Annotated in this window: 15 protein-coding genes; 4 read left to right on the top strand and 11 right to left on the bottom strand. The window is 61.3% G+C overall.

Annotation, left to right across the window (positions count from 1 at the left end; all coding sequences use genetic code 11):
* Positions 1-8 precede the first annotated feature (8 nt).
* From ACP5EL_RS00370 to ACP5EL_RS00355, 4 genes are all read left to right on the top strand, one after another.
* Positions 9-935 carry an aldolase gene (locus ACP5EL_RS00370; protein ID WP_428400442.1) on the top strand — a complete coding sequence of 309 codons (927 nt, stop codon included), beginning with the start codon at positions 9-11 and terminating at the stop codon, positions 933-935.
* A gap of 5 nt (positions 936-940) precedes the next feature.
* Positions 941-2272: a bifunctional sugar-1-phosphate nucleotidylyltransferase/acetyltransferase gene (gene glmU / locus ACP5EL_RS00365; RefSeq protein ID WP_428400441.1), complete on the top strand. Its 1332-nt coding sequence runs from the start codon at positions 941-943 to the stop codon at positions 2270-2272.
* A gap of 20 nt (positions 2273-2292) precedes the next feature.
* Positions 2293-4386 (top strand): thioredoxin domain-containing protein, encoded by a 2094-nt coding sequence (locus ACP5EL_RS00360; protein WP_428400440.1) that lies wholly within the window; start codon positions 2293-2295, stop codon positions 4384-4386.
* Positions 4387-4550: 164 nt separating this feature from the next.
* Entirely contained in the window at positions 4551-5888 is a 1338-nt protein-coding gene (locus ACP5EL_RS00355) for a glutamine synthetase family protein (RefSeq protein ID WP_428400438.1), read from the top strand.
* A gap of 11 nt (positions 5889-5899) precedes the next feature.
* Here ACP5EL_RS00355 and ACP5EL_RS00350 read toward each other — a convergent pair whose 3' ends face one another.
* From ACP5EL_RS00350 to ACP5EL_RS00300, 11 genes are all read right to left on the bottom strand, one after another.
* Positions 5900-6331: an FmdE family protein gene (locus tag ACP5EL_RS00350; RefSeq protein ID WP_428400437.1), complete on the bottom strand. Its 432-nt coding sequence runs from the start codon at positions 6329-6331 to the stop codon at positions 5900-5902.
* Positions 6309-6680, bottom strand: coding sequence for a YdhR family protein (locus tag ACP5EL_RS00345; protein WP_428400436.1), 372 nt, complete (start codon positions 6678-6680; stop codon positions 6309-6311). The genes ACP5EL_RS00350 and ACP5EL_RS00345 overlap by 23 nt, the downstream gene beginning before the upstream one ends.
* A gap of 11 nt (positions 6681-6691) precedes the next feature.
* Entirely contained in the window at positions 6692-6850 is a 159-nt protein-coding gene (locus ACP5EL_RS00340) for a hypothetical protein (RefSeq protein ID WP_428400435.1), read from the bottom strand.
* A gap of 178 nt (positions 6851-7028) precedes the next feature.
* Positions 7029-8840 carry a translation initiation factor IF-2 gene (infB, locus tag ACP5EL_RS00335; RefSeq protein WP_428400434.1) on the bottom strand — a complete coding sequence of 604 codons (1812 nt, stop codon included), beginning with the start codon at positions 8838-8840 and terminating at the stop codon, positions 7029-7031.
* A 93-nt stretch (positions 8841-8933) separates the two neighbouring features.
* Positions 8934-9383: a nucleoside-diphosphate kinase gene (gene ndk, locus ACP5EL_RS00330; protein ID WP_428400433.1), complete on the bottom strand. Its 450-nt coding sequence runs from the start codon at positions 9381-9383 to the stop codon at positions 8934-8936.
* A 2-nt stretch (positions 9384-9385) separates the two neighbouring features.
* Positions 9386-9559, bottom strand: a complete 174-nt coding sequence (locus ACP5EL_RS00325) for an eL24 family ribosomal protein (protein WP_428400432.1) — start codon at positions 9557-9559, stop codon at positions 9386-9388.
* Positions 9560-9566: 7 nt separating this feature from the next.
* Positions 9567-9782, bottom strand: a complete 216-nt coding sequence (locus tag ACP5EL_RS00320; RefSeq protein ID WP_014587488.1) for a 30S ribosomal protein S28e — start codon at positions 9780-9782, stop codon at positions 9567-9569.
* An 11-nt stretch (positions 9783-9793) separates the two neighbouring features.
* On the bottom strand, positions 9794-10162 hold the full coding sequence (gene rpl7ae / locus ACP5EL_RS00315) for a 50S ribosomal protein L7Ae (protein WP_428400430.1): 369 nt from the start codon (positions 10160-10162) through the stop codon (positions 9794-9796).
* A 102-nt stretch (positions 10163-10264) separates the two neighbouring features.
* Complete coding sequence (locus tag ACP5EL_RS00310; protein WP_428400429.1) at positions 10265-11149, bottom strand: hypothetical protein; 885 nt, start codon at positions 11147-11149, stop codon at positions 10265-10267.
* A gap of 28 nt (positions 11150-11177) precedes the next feature.
* Positions 11178-12671: a dihydropteroate synthase-like protein gene (locus ACP5EL_RS00305; RefSeq protein ID WP_428400428.1), complete on the bottom strand. Its 1494-nt coding sequence runs from the start codon at positions 12669-12671 to the stop codon at positions 11178-11180.
* Between the two features lie 112 nt (positions 12672-12783).
* Positions 12784-13143 carry a winged helix-turn-helix transcriptional regulator gene (locus tag ACP5EL_RS00300; RefSeq protein WP_428400427.1) on the bottom strand — a complete coding sequence of 120 codons (360 nt, stop codon included), beginning with the start codon at positions 13141-13143 and terminating at the stop codon, positions 12784-12786.
* Positions 13144-13332 lie beyond the last annotated feature (189 nt).

Here is a 13332-nt window from a genome sequence, read left to right as displayed (position 1 = left end):
GAAGGATCATGACAATTAGAATAGGACCAGAGGACGTCCTGGTGCCCCTGGACGTCCCGCCCGAGAGGCGCGAAGAGTACATCGAGAGCTACCTCAAGATCACAGCAGAGAGCGGCCGGCTGATGCTCTTTGCCGGAGACCAGAAGGTAGAGCATTTAAACGACGACTTCTTCGGCCCCGGGATCAGCCCCGACGACGGTGATCCCGAGCACCTCTTCCGGATCGCGAAGAAGGGAAGGATCGGGGTCTTCGCCACCCAACTCGGCCTCATCGCGCGGTACGGGATGGACTATCCAGAGGTCCCCTACCTGGCGAAGCTGAACTCTAAGACGAACCTGGTGGGAACAGACCAGATGGACCCCAGGAGCCGCCAGCTGATCGAGGTCGGCCAGGTGGCAGACTTCGCCGACGAGAGTGGCCTTGACATCCTGGGGGTCGGATATACCATCTACCTGGGAAGCGAATTCGAGGCCGATATGCTCCGGGAGGCGGCCCGGATCGTCTACCGGGCCCACCGCCAGGGCCTGGTCACCGTCCTCTGGATCTACCCGAGGGGAAAAGCCGTCAAAGACGAGAAGGACCCTCAGCTGATCGCGGGGGCGACCGGGGTCGCCGCAGCCCTCGGCTCGGACTTCGTCAAGGTCAACTACCCCAAAAAGGAGGGCGAGAGGTCCGAGGAGATCTTCAAGGAGGCGGTGGCCGCCGCCGGGAGAACGAAGGTCGTCTGCGCCGGGGGCGCAAGCCGCGACCCGGAGTCCTTCCTAAAGCAGCTTTACGACCAGATCCACGTCAGCGGCGCCGCAGGGAACGCCACCGGAAGGAACATCCACCAGAAGGACCTGGATGATGCGGCGAGGATGTGCGACGCCATCAGCGCCATCACCCTCGACGACGCGAGCGTCGAAGAGGCTCTGAGAATATACGAGGGAGACTGAAGAGCTTGAGGCAGGCAGTAGTTCTCGCGGCAGGGGAGGGGCGGAGGATGCTGCCCCTCACCGCCACCCTCCCGAAGGCGATGCTCCCCATCGGAGGAAAGCCCCTCCTGGAGCACCTGGTATCGAGGGCGAAGGAGGCGGGGGTCGAGGAGTTCATCTTCGTCGTCGGCCACAAGAAAGAGAAGATCACCGACCACTTCTGCGACGGGAGCGATCTCGGGATAGCAATCGATTACGTCGTCCAGGAGGAGAGGCTGGGGACCGGCCACGCCCTCCTTTCTGCCGAGGACCGTGCCGAGGACCGTTTTCTGGTCTTAAACGGCGACGTCCTCTGCGACGCCGACTCCATCAAGAGGCTGGCCGAATGGGAGGGGCTCGCCGTCGCGGCCGCCAGGGTCGAGGAGCCCGATCCCGAGAGGAACTCCATCCTGGAGGTGGAGGAGAAGGCTCTAAAATCGGTCCCCGAGAGGGGAAAGCCCTGCCCCACCCACCTGATCTACGCCGGGATGTGCCTCCTCGACAGAAGGATCTTCGATGCCCTCAGGGCGGTCCCGGATCCGCAGACCGTGGAAGATCAGGAGAGGGAGCTATTGGCGGGTCTTAGCACCCTTCTGGCCGAAGGCGAGCCGGTGATGGTGACGGAGCTGGAGAGCTGGATCGAGATCGTACTGCCCTGGGACGTCCTCAAGGCGAACGAGACCCTGATGCCCCCCGACACCCGGGGAGTCCTCGGCGAGGTGGAGGCGAACGCCACCCTCTCCGGGGAGGTGGCCGTAGGGAAAGGGACGATCATAAGGTCCGGCACCTACGTCGCGGGACCGGTGGTGATCGGAGACGGGTGCGATATCGGGCCGAACAACTTCATCCAAGGCCCCACATCGATACGGGATGATGTCCATATCGGAAACGGGGTCGTGATCGAGAAGAGCACCATCATGGAGGGGACGGAGATATCCCACCTCTGCCGCCTCGGAGACAGCCTCATCGGCCCCGGCTGCAGCCTCGGCGTCGGCACCATCGTCGCCAACCGGCGTCACGACGGCTCTGCCATCCAATCTTACGTCGGCAGATCGAGGGCCGAGACCGGCCGCAGGAGCCTCGGCGCCGTCCTCGGTGAGGGGGTGAAGACCGGTCCGGGGACGATCATCTACCCCGGAACGGTGATCGAGGCTGGCTGGTGGGGGAGGCCTGGAGAAGTTCTCTGGGGCCTTGTCCAGAGATCGGAACCGAAAGAGAGAGGAGAGCTGAACGAGAACCGAGGGAACTCCTCGGAGAAGGCCGAAGAGGAGAAGGCGATCGATGAAACTCGCCCGGCCGAAGGACCGGAGAGGACCTGAAGCTTGATCGAGGGATTATTATGGGAAAAGAAAGGAACCGCCTGGCCTTTGAAGTGAGCCCCTACCTCCTGCAGCACAAAGACAACCCCGTGGACTGGAGGCCGTGGGGGGAGGAGGCATTCAGAGCGGCGAAGAGGGAGGATAAGCCGGTCTTCCTGTCCATAGGCTACTCCACCTGCCACTGGTGCCACGTCATGGCCCGCGAGTCCTTCGAGGACGAGGAGGTGGCGAGGCTCTTGAACGCCAACTTCGTCTGCATCAAGGTGGACCGGGAGGAGCGGCCCGACCTCGATGCGATCTACATGGAGGTCTGCCAGATGATGACGGGAGGAGGCGGCTGGCCCCTCAACCTCATCCTCACCCCGGATAAGAAGCCCTTCTTTGCAGCCACCTACATCCCGAAAGAGAGCAGGGGTGGGAGGATCGGGATGCTCGACCTGGTACCCAGGATCGGCCAACTCTGGAGGAGCCAGAGGGAAGAACTCCTGAGTTCGGCAGAGGAGATCGTGGCCGCCATCAAAAAGCCGCCGTCGGAGATCCCGGGGATGAGCCTCGACGAGTCGGCGATCAAGTCGGCATACCAGAGTCTCGTCGCCCGCTTCGACCCCGCCAACGGCGGGTTTGGAGGCGCGCCCAAGTTCCCCTCGCCCACCACCTTCCTCTTCCTCCTCCGCCACTGGAAGAGGACCGGTGAGCCCGGGGGGCGGCAGATGACCGAGATCACCCTCAACGCCATGAGGAGGGGCGGGATCTTCGACCAGGTGGGCTACGGCTTTCACCGCTACTCCACCGATGCCGGCTGGCTTCTTCCCCACTTCGAGAAGATGCTCTACGACCAGGCGATGATCGCCCTCGCCTGCCTGGAGGCGCACCAGGCGACCGGCGATGCGAGGTACGGCCGGATCGCCTCGGAGGTCTTCGCCTACGTCCTGAGGGATCTGAGATCTCCTGAAGGCGGCTTCTGCTCTGCGGAGGACGCCGACAGCGAGGGAGAGGAGGGGAAGTTCTACCTCTGGACCGAGGAGGAGATCCGGGCCGTCCTCGACGAGGAGGAGGCCGATCTTGTGGTCAGCGCATTCGGCGTCGGAAGGGAGGGAAACTACAGAGAGGAGGCGACGGGCCGCTTCACCGGAAAGAACGTCCTCCACATGAAAAGGCCGATCGAAGAGGTAGCAAAAGAGCTGGGGGTTGGAGAATCGAGGCTCAAAGAGAGGATAGAAGCCGCCCGAAAGAGGCTATTTTCGGCGAGGGAGGAGAGGGTCAGGCCCAAAAAGGACGACAAGATCCTCACCGACTGGAACGGCCTGATGATCGCATCTCTCGCCAAGGGCGCCCGGGTTCTTGGCGAAGAGGAGCTGGAGGAGGCGGCGTCCGGGGCCGCTGACTTCATCCTGGAGAGGATGAGGGATGATAAAGGCCGCCTCCTCCACCGCTACCGGGAGGGGACCGCGGGGATCCTGGGCAACCTGGACGACAGCGCCTTTCTCATCTGGGGTCTGGTCGAGCTTTACGAGGCGGGCTTCGAGGTGAGATACCTCAGGGCCGCCCAGGACCTCTGCCGAGATATGGTGATCCGGTTTCTGGACGAGGAGGGTGGCGGCTTCTACTTCACACCGGTGGACGGCGAGGAGCTGATCCTCCGCAGAAAGGAGGGGCACGACGGGGCCCACCCTTCCGGAAACGCCGTAGCCGTCTTTGACCTTTTGAGGCTCTCTCGGATGACGGGCGACCCGAAGCTCGAAGAGATCGCCTCAAAGACCTTCGAGGCCTTCGCCGCCCGGGCGAGAGCCGTCCCCCAGGCCCACCTCCACCTCCTCTCGGCCCTCGACCTGGCCCTGGGGCCGGCCTCGGAGGTGGTGATAGCGGGGCCCAGGGACTCTCCGGATACCAAAAAGATGCTCGAAGCCCTGAGGTCGAATTTTCTCCCCAGGACGGCGGTCCTCCTCAGGCCGCCGGGAGAGGAGGTGGAGATCGCCGGGATCGCCGAGTTCACAGAGGAGATGGAGATGGCCGAGGGGAAGGCGACGGCCTACGTCTGCTCGGGATGCGTCTGCCAGCGGCCGACGACCGACCCCGCAGAGATGCTGGAGAGGCTCGATCCCTCGGCGAAGTGAGCAGAGAACGAGCCAGGATGAGGGGCCTTGCGCCCGGGGTGCTTGGAGAGAAGAGCAGAAAAGTCGGAGCACATGCTGTCCTAAATCATCATAACTTTTGTGAACTCGTCTCAAACAGATATAAATCGCCAAAAGGGAGTCTGAGGTGAGGAGGCAAAAAAGAGATGGTAACGTCGTCCAGCAAGGACAATGTATTTGATGCGATCGAGTCCAAGGGCGTGAAGTTCGTCCGATTGTGGTTCACCGATATCCTGGGCCTTCCCAAGAGCTTTGCGATCTCGCCATCGGAGCTCGAGGGCGCATTTGAAGAGGGTATGGGCTTCGACGGCTCCTCGATCCAGGGCTTCGCCCGGATCGAAGAGAGCGATATGGTGGCCAAGCCCGACCCGGAGACCTTCCAGATCCTCCCCTGGAGGGCCAAGGAGGGCCAGAACGTGGGCAGGATGTTCTGCGACATCCTCCAGCCGGACGGAAACCCCTACGAGGGCGACCCCAGATACGTCCTCAAGAAGAACCTGGCCGCTCTCAAGGATATGGGCTACGATCTCTACGTCGGCCCTGAGCTGGAGTACTTCTACTTCAAGGACGACAAGGGCACCGAGATCCTGGATCGGGGCGGCTACTTCGACGCCATGACCACCATGGACGCCGCAAGCAACCTCCGCCGCGATACGATCCTTACCCTGGAGTCGATGGGGATCGACGTCGAGTACAGCCACCACGAGGTGGCGCCGTCCCAGCACGAGATCGACCTCCGCTACCAGGAGGCGCTCAGAATGGCCGATATCGTCATGACCTATAGGATCGTGGTCAAGGAGATCGCCCAGCAGCACGGCTACTACGCGACATTCATGCCCAAGCCGATCTTCGGCGAGAACGGGACAGGGATGCACGTCCACCAGTCCCTCTTCAAGGGCGGAAGAAACGCGTTCTTCGATTCCGAAGACGGCTACCACCTCTCTGACCTGGGCAAGCACTACATAGCCGGGCTTCTAAAGAACGCCCCCACGATAACGGCCGTCACCAACCAGTGGGTCAACTCTTACAAGAGGCTCGTTCCGGGATACGAGGCGCCGGTATACATATCCTGGGCCAGGAGGAACAGGTCGGCCCTGGTGCGGATGCCGATGTACAAGCCAGGAAAGGAGAACGCAACCCGGGTCGAGTACAGAAGCCCTGACCCCGGAGCAAACCCCTACCTGGCCTTTGCGGTGATGCTCGCCGCGGGAATGGACGGAGTCAAGAACAAGTACGAGCTCCCAGAGCCGATCGAGAGGGACATATTCAAGATGACCGGGGCAGAGAAGGAGAAGGCGGGAATTACATCCCTTCCCGGAAGCCTCATCGAGGCCCTCATCCTCACCGAGAAGAGCGACCTCATGAGAGAGACCCTGGGCGACCACGTATTCACCAACTTCATAGCGTCAAAGAAGGTCGAGTGGGACGAGTACAGGACAGACGTCAGCAGGTGGGAGATAGAGAAGTACCTGCCGCTCCTCTAGAGACGGCGATCTCAGAGCCGCTCGAAGAGCTTCTCGTCGGATCTCTTCGAGATGCTCCGGGCGATCTCCTCGAGGGAGGCGTAGCTCTCCCTCCACCTTTTAATCTCGGCGACGATCTCGTCGTTCACCTTCAAGGTCACTTTTTTCTCCTCGGTTGAGAATTCCGCCTCGGCGCGACCGAGGGGCTCTGTCCTGATGTTCCCCTTGCCCATGGTGCAGCCCGTGGATACCTGGATGCCGTCCAGAAGACAGGATAAGGAAGGCGTATTCCTGGTCTTGACGAGGGCCTCTATCCCCTGGTAGCCCGGTGAGCTGAGCTCTCTCAGGGCGACGAGCCCCATCCTGACCCCCAGGACGAGGAAGGGGCCGAGGTGGCCGTGAAACTCGACGGCCCGCTCTATCATATCCTCCAAGGAGACCTCATCGGGGTCGACGGTCTTCATCTCCAAGCTCCGCTAGCCATGAGCCCTCGCCCTCGACGACGGCTTTTTTGTAGAGGATCGGACCGGGGTCGAGGACGGCGACGATCTCAGGCCTGTATCCGTACTTTTGGGGGACCTTACTGAGCCACCTGTCGGAGCGGAGGTACTCCTGGAGATCTTCATCAGAATTGAAGATGTACATCGCCCCCCACTCGCCCCTCTCAGGGTCGCACCACCAGACCTTGCTGAAGAGTCCGGGCATATCTCTGAAGGCCTCGTATGAGACCAAAAACTTCTCTCTCATCGCGTCGACGCTTTCAGGATCCTCGGGTCTGAACACGACCCAGAGGGCTTTCTTCTCTGAGACCATAAAACTCCTCCTTAGTAGACGAAGACCATCATCGTTCGACCAATCGAATCCTGCCTGGTATTTATCTTGTCCGGGCTCGCCTCGGCCCCGCCCGGCTCGCCAGCGCGATCGGCGCGAGAGACTGCAGCATATCCGACGTCGGCGACCTCCTCTCCGTCGTCATCGGCCACGCGAATATGCCGGGCCGGAGGAGAGCGGAACTACACTCTTCCAGTACGAGAAGGTGGTGGGCATCCTCTACTCCATAAAACTGAACAGCGTCAAGGAGACGATAAATCTCCGCGAAGGTGATCGAGAAAGGAGCGGAAGGGCTGATCTGACGAGGCCGACGGCGCTGATGGCCGGGGGTCAGCGACCCCAGAAAGGATCTCTGCTCCTCTTGATCTCCAGAAACTTCTCCAGAGCCTCCAGCTCGTCCTCGGAGAACCTCTGCTTCAGCTCGGCCTCGATTATCTTGACGTGCCTCTCGGGGATGTTGACGTAGAGGATGTCGCCCTCGTGGATCTGGCGGCCGACGGTGGGACCGTCGATGGAGACCGCCACCTCCTTTCCGGCGCTGGCAGATCCGACGTTCTCCCCGCTCATCTGGACCCCCTTCACCGCGCCGATCACGGCCCCGTCCTCCCTCATCAGGGTGACGTTGTTTGTGATCTGGCCAGCCACCACCTGAACCCCCACCACTGCAGGCTTGCTCTGCCTGAAGACGTAGTCGGGGATGATCCTGATCATCCCGGGCCTGATCACCGCCTGAAGCCTCTCCTGCTCCATCCTCATCTTCTGGTCGCTAACCCAGTCGTCGTAGTTCTCGATCAGGTTGTAGATCACTTCGGAGAGGAAGATCGGGACCTCGCTCTTCTGGACCTCGGTCAGGGCGTCGGGGAGGATCTTGACGTTGAAGCCGAGGACCGCCGAGTAGAGGGGGTCCTGGATCGCCTCGGCCCTGATCACGTCCCTTCTGGTGATGGGACCGACGTCGGCCGCGTGGATCGGTATCTCCTTTGATTCGAGCTCGCCCACCAGGGCCTCGAGGGAGCCGATGGTGTCGGTCTTGATGATGACGCCAACGTTCTCGGTATCGATCCTCGCCGTATCGAGCTCAGACCTGATCTCCTCGGCCACCAGATCGACCTCTTCGGTCTCGTCCACCACCCTTATGGTGGAGCCTGCAAGGGCGTTCTCGATTCGAGGGGCACTTACCTTGACCCCGCTGGCGGCGGCCACGTGCTTTACGGGAAGAAATCTCTCCTCGCTTCTGATCTCCGAGAGGGGCCTCGGCTTCAAAAGGGCCCTTATCTTGGTGACGATCGGCTCTTTCAGGGTTCCCACGACGACGGTGTCGCCGGCCCGAAACTCGCCGTCGTAGAGGATGACGTCCAGGGTGGTGCCCAGACCCCGCTCCTCCTTCACCTCGAGGATGGTTCCGACGCCGGGGCCGCTGGCCCGGACCATCAGGTTCTCCTTCAAGAACTTCTGGGCGAGCCCCAGAAGGACCATCAGAAGGTCTGGGACCCCCTCTCCGGAGATGGAGCTTACCGGCACCACGCCCACGTTCTTGGTGAAGTCGCTGATCCGATCGTACCGATCCGAGTTGAAGCCGTACTTGTAAAGCTCCCCTATCAGCTCGTAGATGCGGTTGTCGAGATCTCCCTTTACCCTCTCGCTCTGGGCCTTGAGGGTCGTGGCCAGGGGCACCCCTTCCATCGGAAGCCATCCAGAGATCCGATCTATCTTGTTCGCCGCCACCACGAAGGGGGTGCGGTAGCGTTTCAGGATGTTTATCGACTCGATCGTCTGGGGCTGGAACCCCTCGTTCACGTCTACAATGAGGACGGCGAGATCCGCGAGAGAGCCGCCCCTGCTTCGGAGGGAGGTAAAAGAATGGTGACCGGGCGTGTCGATGAAGAGGAGCCCAGGTATCTGGAACTCGCCTCGAAAGAGCGGTCCACATACCTCCTTGATGACGTTAATGGGGATCTCGGTGGCTCCGATGTGCTGGGTTATGGCGCCCGCCTCGCCGTCGGCGATGGTGGTTCCTCTGATCTTGTCGAGAAGGGTGGTCTTGCCGTGGTCCACGTGGCCCATAACACAGACGATGGGGGTTCTCAGGTTGGATTCGGGCTGGCCCTTTCCCTTCTTCGCCTTCCTCGATTTCTGCTTCATGACCGATCACATCCGGACCCCGTCAGTTCCTAGGGCGGCTACTATACCGCCCTTCCGCGCAGATCTGGGATCTGCAAGTGACGATAGGCCTGCTCACTCGTAGAGCCAGGCCTCATCTATCCTGGTGTAGCCGGAGAGCTCTACCTCATCGAAGTGGAGCGCGATCTCTCTTGCCGCCGACTCGGGCGAGTCGGAGCCGTGGATCACGTTCCGTCCCATATCCAACCCGAAGTCCCCCCGGATGGTGCCGGGTTGGGCAGCCGTGGGGTTGGTGGCCCCGTTCAACTTCCTGACCTCGGAGATGGCATCCTTCCCCTCCACCACCATGGGCACCGATGGGCCTGAGGTGATGAAGCCGACCAGGTCTTTGAAGAAGGGCTTTTTCGCATGCTCGGCGTAATGCTCGCGGGCGACGTTCAGGGGCAGAGTACTCATCTTCATGGCCACGATCTTGAGGCCTTTCACCTCGATCCTCTGGAGGATGCTGCCCACGAGACCGCGTTGGACGCCGTCGGGCTTGATCATAACGAAAGTCCTCTCCAAGCTCACCACCCTTTGATGGCCCACTCGATCCTTCTCGGGACCCTCTTGAGTTTGGTCATGTTCTTCTCACATTTGGACGAACAGAAGTAAAATACTGTGCCATCCTTCTTGGCGTAGATCTTCCCTGTGCCGGCCTCTATATTCCGGTTGCAAAAGGAGCACTTTCTCTCTTCCATGAGGACCTCACCTGGTGGTAAGCTTCTTGGCCTCTCTCGCGGTCTCAAGCAGCATCAGCACGTCCCCCATCCTTATGGGGCCCATGCAGTTTCTGGTGATTATCCGGCCCTTGTTGCTGCCCTCCAGAATCCTGCACTTGATCTGGGTGGCCTCACCGTGCATCCCGGTGTTGCCGATAATCTCTATGACCTCGGCGGGAACGCCTTCCCATTCGTCTGCCATCAGCTACCACCCTACTTCAGGGCCTGGGCCTTCAGAACGATCTCGTCCAGAACATCTTTGCCCTTGCCCGGCTCCAGAATAGCGACTGCGGCGCTTTTTACTCTCATGCCGCAGGCGGCGCCGATCTCGCTCTGTTTCTTGACGTATACGTAAGGCGTCTTCTTCTCTTCGCAGAGCGGCGGAATATGGGCCACGATCTCTGGAGGCTCCACGTCTTCGCCCACCACCACGAGCTTTGCTACGCCGCGCTCGATGGCCTTGGTGGTCTCGTTGGTCCCTTTCTTGAGCCTTCCAGTATCGCGGGCCAGCTCGATCACTTCAAGGGATTTGGAGGCCAGGTCAGCTGGAACGTCAAATCTAACGTATATTGGTCTTGCCATAATTCATTTCTCCTTCAGGGCGGTGCCCGTCATCATTCATCGCAAAAATCGCCCCAAAAAGGCTTAGCTGATGGGGGCAGCTTCCCAGCTAAAAAGGTTGCGCTATGGAGCGATGAAAGCTCCAAGCGTCTCCGCCAAGTTCTGGGGTTCGATCAAACCAGAGACGATGACGGTGTCGCCCTCTGAACGCATCTGGAGGCCGCGGCTCTCCGCCAATTCGTTCAACCTTCTCTCGCTTCCGCCGCCGAGGTAGAGGTACTTCGCCGTCAAAGAAAAGCCCTCCTCGGAGGGGCTGACTCCCAGGTAGGACTCGGAATAATCTCCGCCCAGGGGCGGCACGAAGTTCGGGTTTTCTGCGGAAGCCTCTCCGAGAACTGATATCTGGAGGGCATCAGTCTCGTCGTAGGGGAGGACGAAATCGTCGGTGGTGGGGGCGTCACCACTTATCACGTCCAGCGCAGTCTTGACTGCGGGTTCGCTTCCGAAGAGGACTGGAGTTCCCATGATGCTGAAGAGGTCCGTGGACCCCAGCGGGATCAGCTGGTATCCGTTGTAGACGACGGCGAGGCCGTGGGCTCCTACGGGCGCGGGTTTCGTCCAGTGGAACTCGGCGATCTCGTCTCCGTAGAGGCCCCAGGAGACCCTATCGATCGGCGAGGGGTAGAGGTTCACCTGGTCTCTGAAGGTCAGGCCCACCGCGGGCGGGAGGGCCGCGGCCGCGGCCTCGGTGAGGTTCTCCGAGGCGGTCAGGTTGATCCAGAAGGCGAAGACCAGATCCTCCGGGTACATCCCCAGAGCGTCCCCCAGGCTCTTGAACTCCCAGTTGATCAGCCGTCCGCTCACCCCGAAGTCCGAAGGGTCCCATCTACCTGAGGCGGCCGTCTCGGCGGGCCCCCCGCCCCGCATGACGAAGCCGGCAAAGGTAGAGAAGATCATTATCCCGGCGAGGAAGACCACCCCGATAGTAGCCCATGATTTCTGATTCATCAGGTGGCGGTGGACGAGCCGATCTTATTTAATTCTTTGTCGGAAATAGCGATTCATCCTGAGAGTAGCTTCTCCCGAGACTCAGGGCCGTCTCGGCCCGCTCCAGCTCCCTGCCCAGGTATCCGGCATGGTCGAGCCTGGTGACGAGACCACGGTCGATGATCTCGGCCAACAGCTCGCGGGCGGAGATCCCCACCAAAGTCGCAGAATCGTGCCGGACCACGATCTTCCCCTCCGCGACGCCGATCCTGAAGCTTCCTGCGGGGTCCATCTCCCAACGACCGCCGCCGCCACCACCCCCCACTCCGCCATCCTCGCCCCGGCCGACACCGGGGCCGACCGTCTCGAACTCCGCAGGCATCTCCACCTCAGGGCGGCGGTGCTTCTCCTTGAGGACCAGGAGATCGAGGCCCAGGTCCTTGGGAGGGCTGTCTCTCGCTTTGGCTAGGAGCATCATCTCGCTGGCCGTCCGCAGCTCCCGGATGCTGCCCCGGGCCTTATCGCTGTACTCGGGGGTGAAGAGGACGCTCGCCCCCGCCTCGGCACCGATGGCGGCGAGGAGGGCGTTCACCCCCTGGCTGTCGGCGTCCAGGAGCTCGGCCACGTTCCCCACGCCGAAGAAGAGGGGGACCTCTGGAAAGGCAAGATGGAACTCACGATACCTGCATATCGACTCGGCCAGCCCCATGAGCGGCGGGCTCAAAACAGGGTCGGCCATCGCCTTTACCCCCCGGGCGAGGGCCCGGCGGAGGTTCTCCGCCAGGCTCGTCTCCGGACCCGGCAGAACCACGGCGAAGACCCCGGCTGAGGCAGCCGTCTCGCCCACTTCATTCAAGTTCGAGCCGTCCAGACTGAGGATCAGGTCGCAGCCCGCCCCGATCCCCGCGTTAAGCAATTCGGGGCGCAGGGTGTCGACGCTGACCGGAAGCCGGGTCGCCCCCAACGCCGTCCGAACTGCCCTCGCCACGTCGGCAGGATCGGCGTCCAGCGGGATCCCCAGATCGATCATGTCCGCCCCCTCCAGCTCGCTGCGGCGAACCCTCTCAGCGAGGCCCAGATCGCCGAAACGGGTCGCATCCACGATCTCGGCCAAGACCTTCATCCGACTTGAGCCTCCGACCTTGACCCCCTTTATCGCCATGGAGGCTTTTGCATCCTGCTCCAGCTCATCGACGGCGGACCGCGCCTCAGATCTCATCCTCTCCTCCAGGAGGACGCAGGCGGGTGTGGTGGCCGAGAGCTCGACCGAGTCCAGGAGGGGCAGAACCCGGCGCAGGTCGACGGCATGCTTCGGCCCCAGCCTGATCTTCGTCTCCAGCTCGCAAGAGACGGGGCCGAAGTCGGCGGTTATGGCTCCGGGGATCAGTATTATGTCGTATCCTTCAGGCCTGGCCTCCCGGAGCATCTTCGGGGTTATGAAGGAGGCGACGTCCACCTCCATCACCAGGACGTCGGCCATCTCTCCGACAGCCTCCCGCACCATCTCCTCGGCGAGCCTTCCGGTCACCACCAGCGCTCTCATGGGTGGGTGTAGGCGGCGAGAGGTGAAAAAGGCTGTGGAGCTTGCGAAATTGCGTTCAATTTTATTTGCAACCTCGAAGCAATAGAGTTGCAACTGCGGAAATTGGGACGCATCAAAGCACACATTCGCTGCAGTCCTGGCAGCTGCACTCGATGTTCTCGATCTTCCACTTCAGAGCCCAGCGCTTCATCTCCTTGACGATCTCCACGATCTCAAGGCCGCTCTCCGTCAGGGAGTACTCGGCTTTTGGAGGAAAGGAGCTGCCATCGACCTCCTTCTCGACTAGCCCCTCCCCCACCAGCTCCTTAAGCCGGGCAGAGAGGACCTTAGGAGTGATTCCAGAAAGACAGCTTTTAAGCTCGGAGAAGCGCCGCCTGTGCCCTTCGCCCTTGTAAAGCTCCAGGATTACCAGAAGGGTCCACTTCCTGGCTATGTACTTCACCGTCCTGTTGACGGTGCATCCTTCCTGCATGGTATCCTTGTAGAAACCTTCTGGTCTATATACGTTGGTATCTTAAGTATACCATGGGTGGGCGCAAGGGGGGCCCGGTCCGACCCAATCTGGACCGGACCTCTTCGGTCTGGTCTGCCTGCCCGGGAGCAAAATTATGAAGGTCGTGGTCTTCTACAGCGGCGAGTTCGGCAGAACTCTCATCGGAAA

It is taken from the genome of Methanocrinis sp. (assembly GCF_049974945.1).
Classification (GTDB): Archaea; Halobacteriota; Methanosarcinia; order Methanotrichales; family Methanotrichaceae; genus Methanocrinis.
This window is presented reverse-complemented; position numbering and strand designations above follow the sequence as displayed.

Excerpts from the sequence above, each read along its gene's own strand:
- ACP5EL_RS00370 (WP_428400442.1), top strand. The coding sequence starts at position 9 with ATGACAATTAGAATAGGACCAGAGGACGTCCTGGTGCCCCTGGACGTC.
- ACP5EL_RS00360 (WP_428400440.1), top strand. The coding sequence starts at position 2,293 with ATGGGAAAAGAAAGGAACCGCCTGGCCTTTGAAGTGAGCCCCTACCTC.
- ACP5EL_RS00355 (WP_428400438.1), top strand. The coding sequence starts at position 4,551 with ATGGTAACGTCGTCCAGCAAGGACAATGTATTTGATGCGATCGAGTCC.
- ACP5EL_RS00350 (WP_428400437.1), bottom strand. The coding sequence starts at position 6,331 with ATGAAGACCGTCGACCCCGATGAGGTCTCCTTGGAGGATATGATAGAG.
- ACP5EL_RS00345 (WP_428400436.1), bottom strand. The coding sequence starts at position 6,680 with ATGGTCTCAGAGAAGAAAGCCCTCTGGGTCGTGTTCAGACCCGAGGAT.
- infB (WP_428400434.1), bottom strand. The coding sequence starts at position 8,840 with ATGAAGCAGAAATCGAGGAAGGCGAAGAAGGGAAAGGGCCAGCCCGAA.
- ACP5EL_RS00325 (WP_428400432.1), bottom strand. The coding sequence starts at position 9,559 with ATGGAAGAGAGAAAGTGCTCCTTTTGCAACCGGAATATAGAGGCCGGC.
- ACP5EL_RS00320 (WP_014587488.1), bottom strand. The coding sequence starts at position 9,782 with ATGGCAGACGAATGGGAAGGCGTTCCCGCCGAGGTCATAGAGATTATC.
- rpl7ae (WP_428400430.1), bottom strand. The coding sequence starts at position 10,162 with ATGGCAAGACCAATATACGTTAGATTTGACGTTCCAGCTGACCTGGCC.
- ACP5EL_RS00310 (WP_428400429.1), bottom strand. The coding sequence starts at position 11,149 with ATGAATCAGAAATCATGGGCTACTATCGGGGTGGTCTTCCTCGCCGGG.
- ACP5EL_RS00305 (WP_428400428.1), bottom strand. The coding sequence starts at position 12,671 with ATGAGAGCGCTGGTGGTGACCGGAAGGCTCGCCGAGGAGATGGTGCGG.
- ACP5EL_RS00300 (WP_428400427.1), bottom strand. The coding sequence starts at position 13,143 with ATGCAGGAAGGATGCACCGTCAACAGGACGGTGAAGTACATAGCCAGG.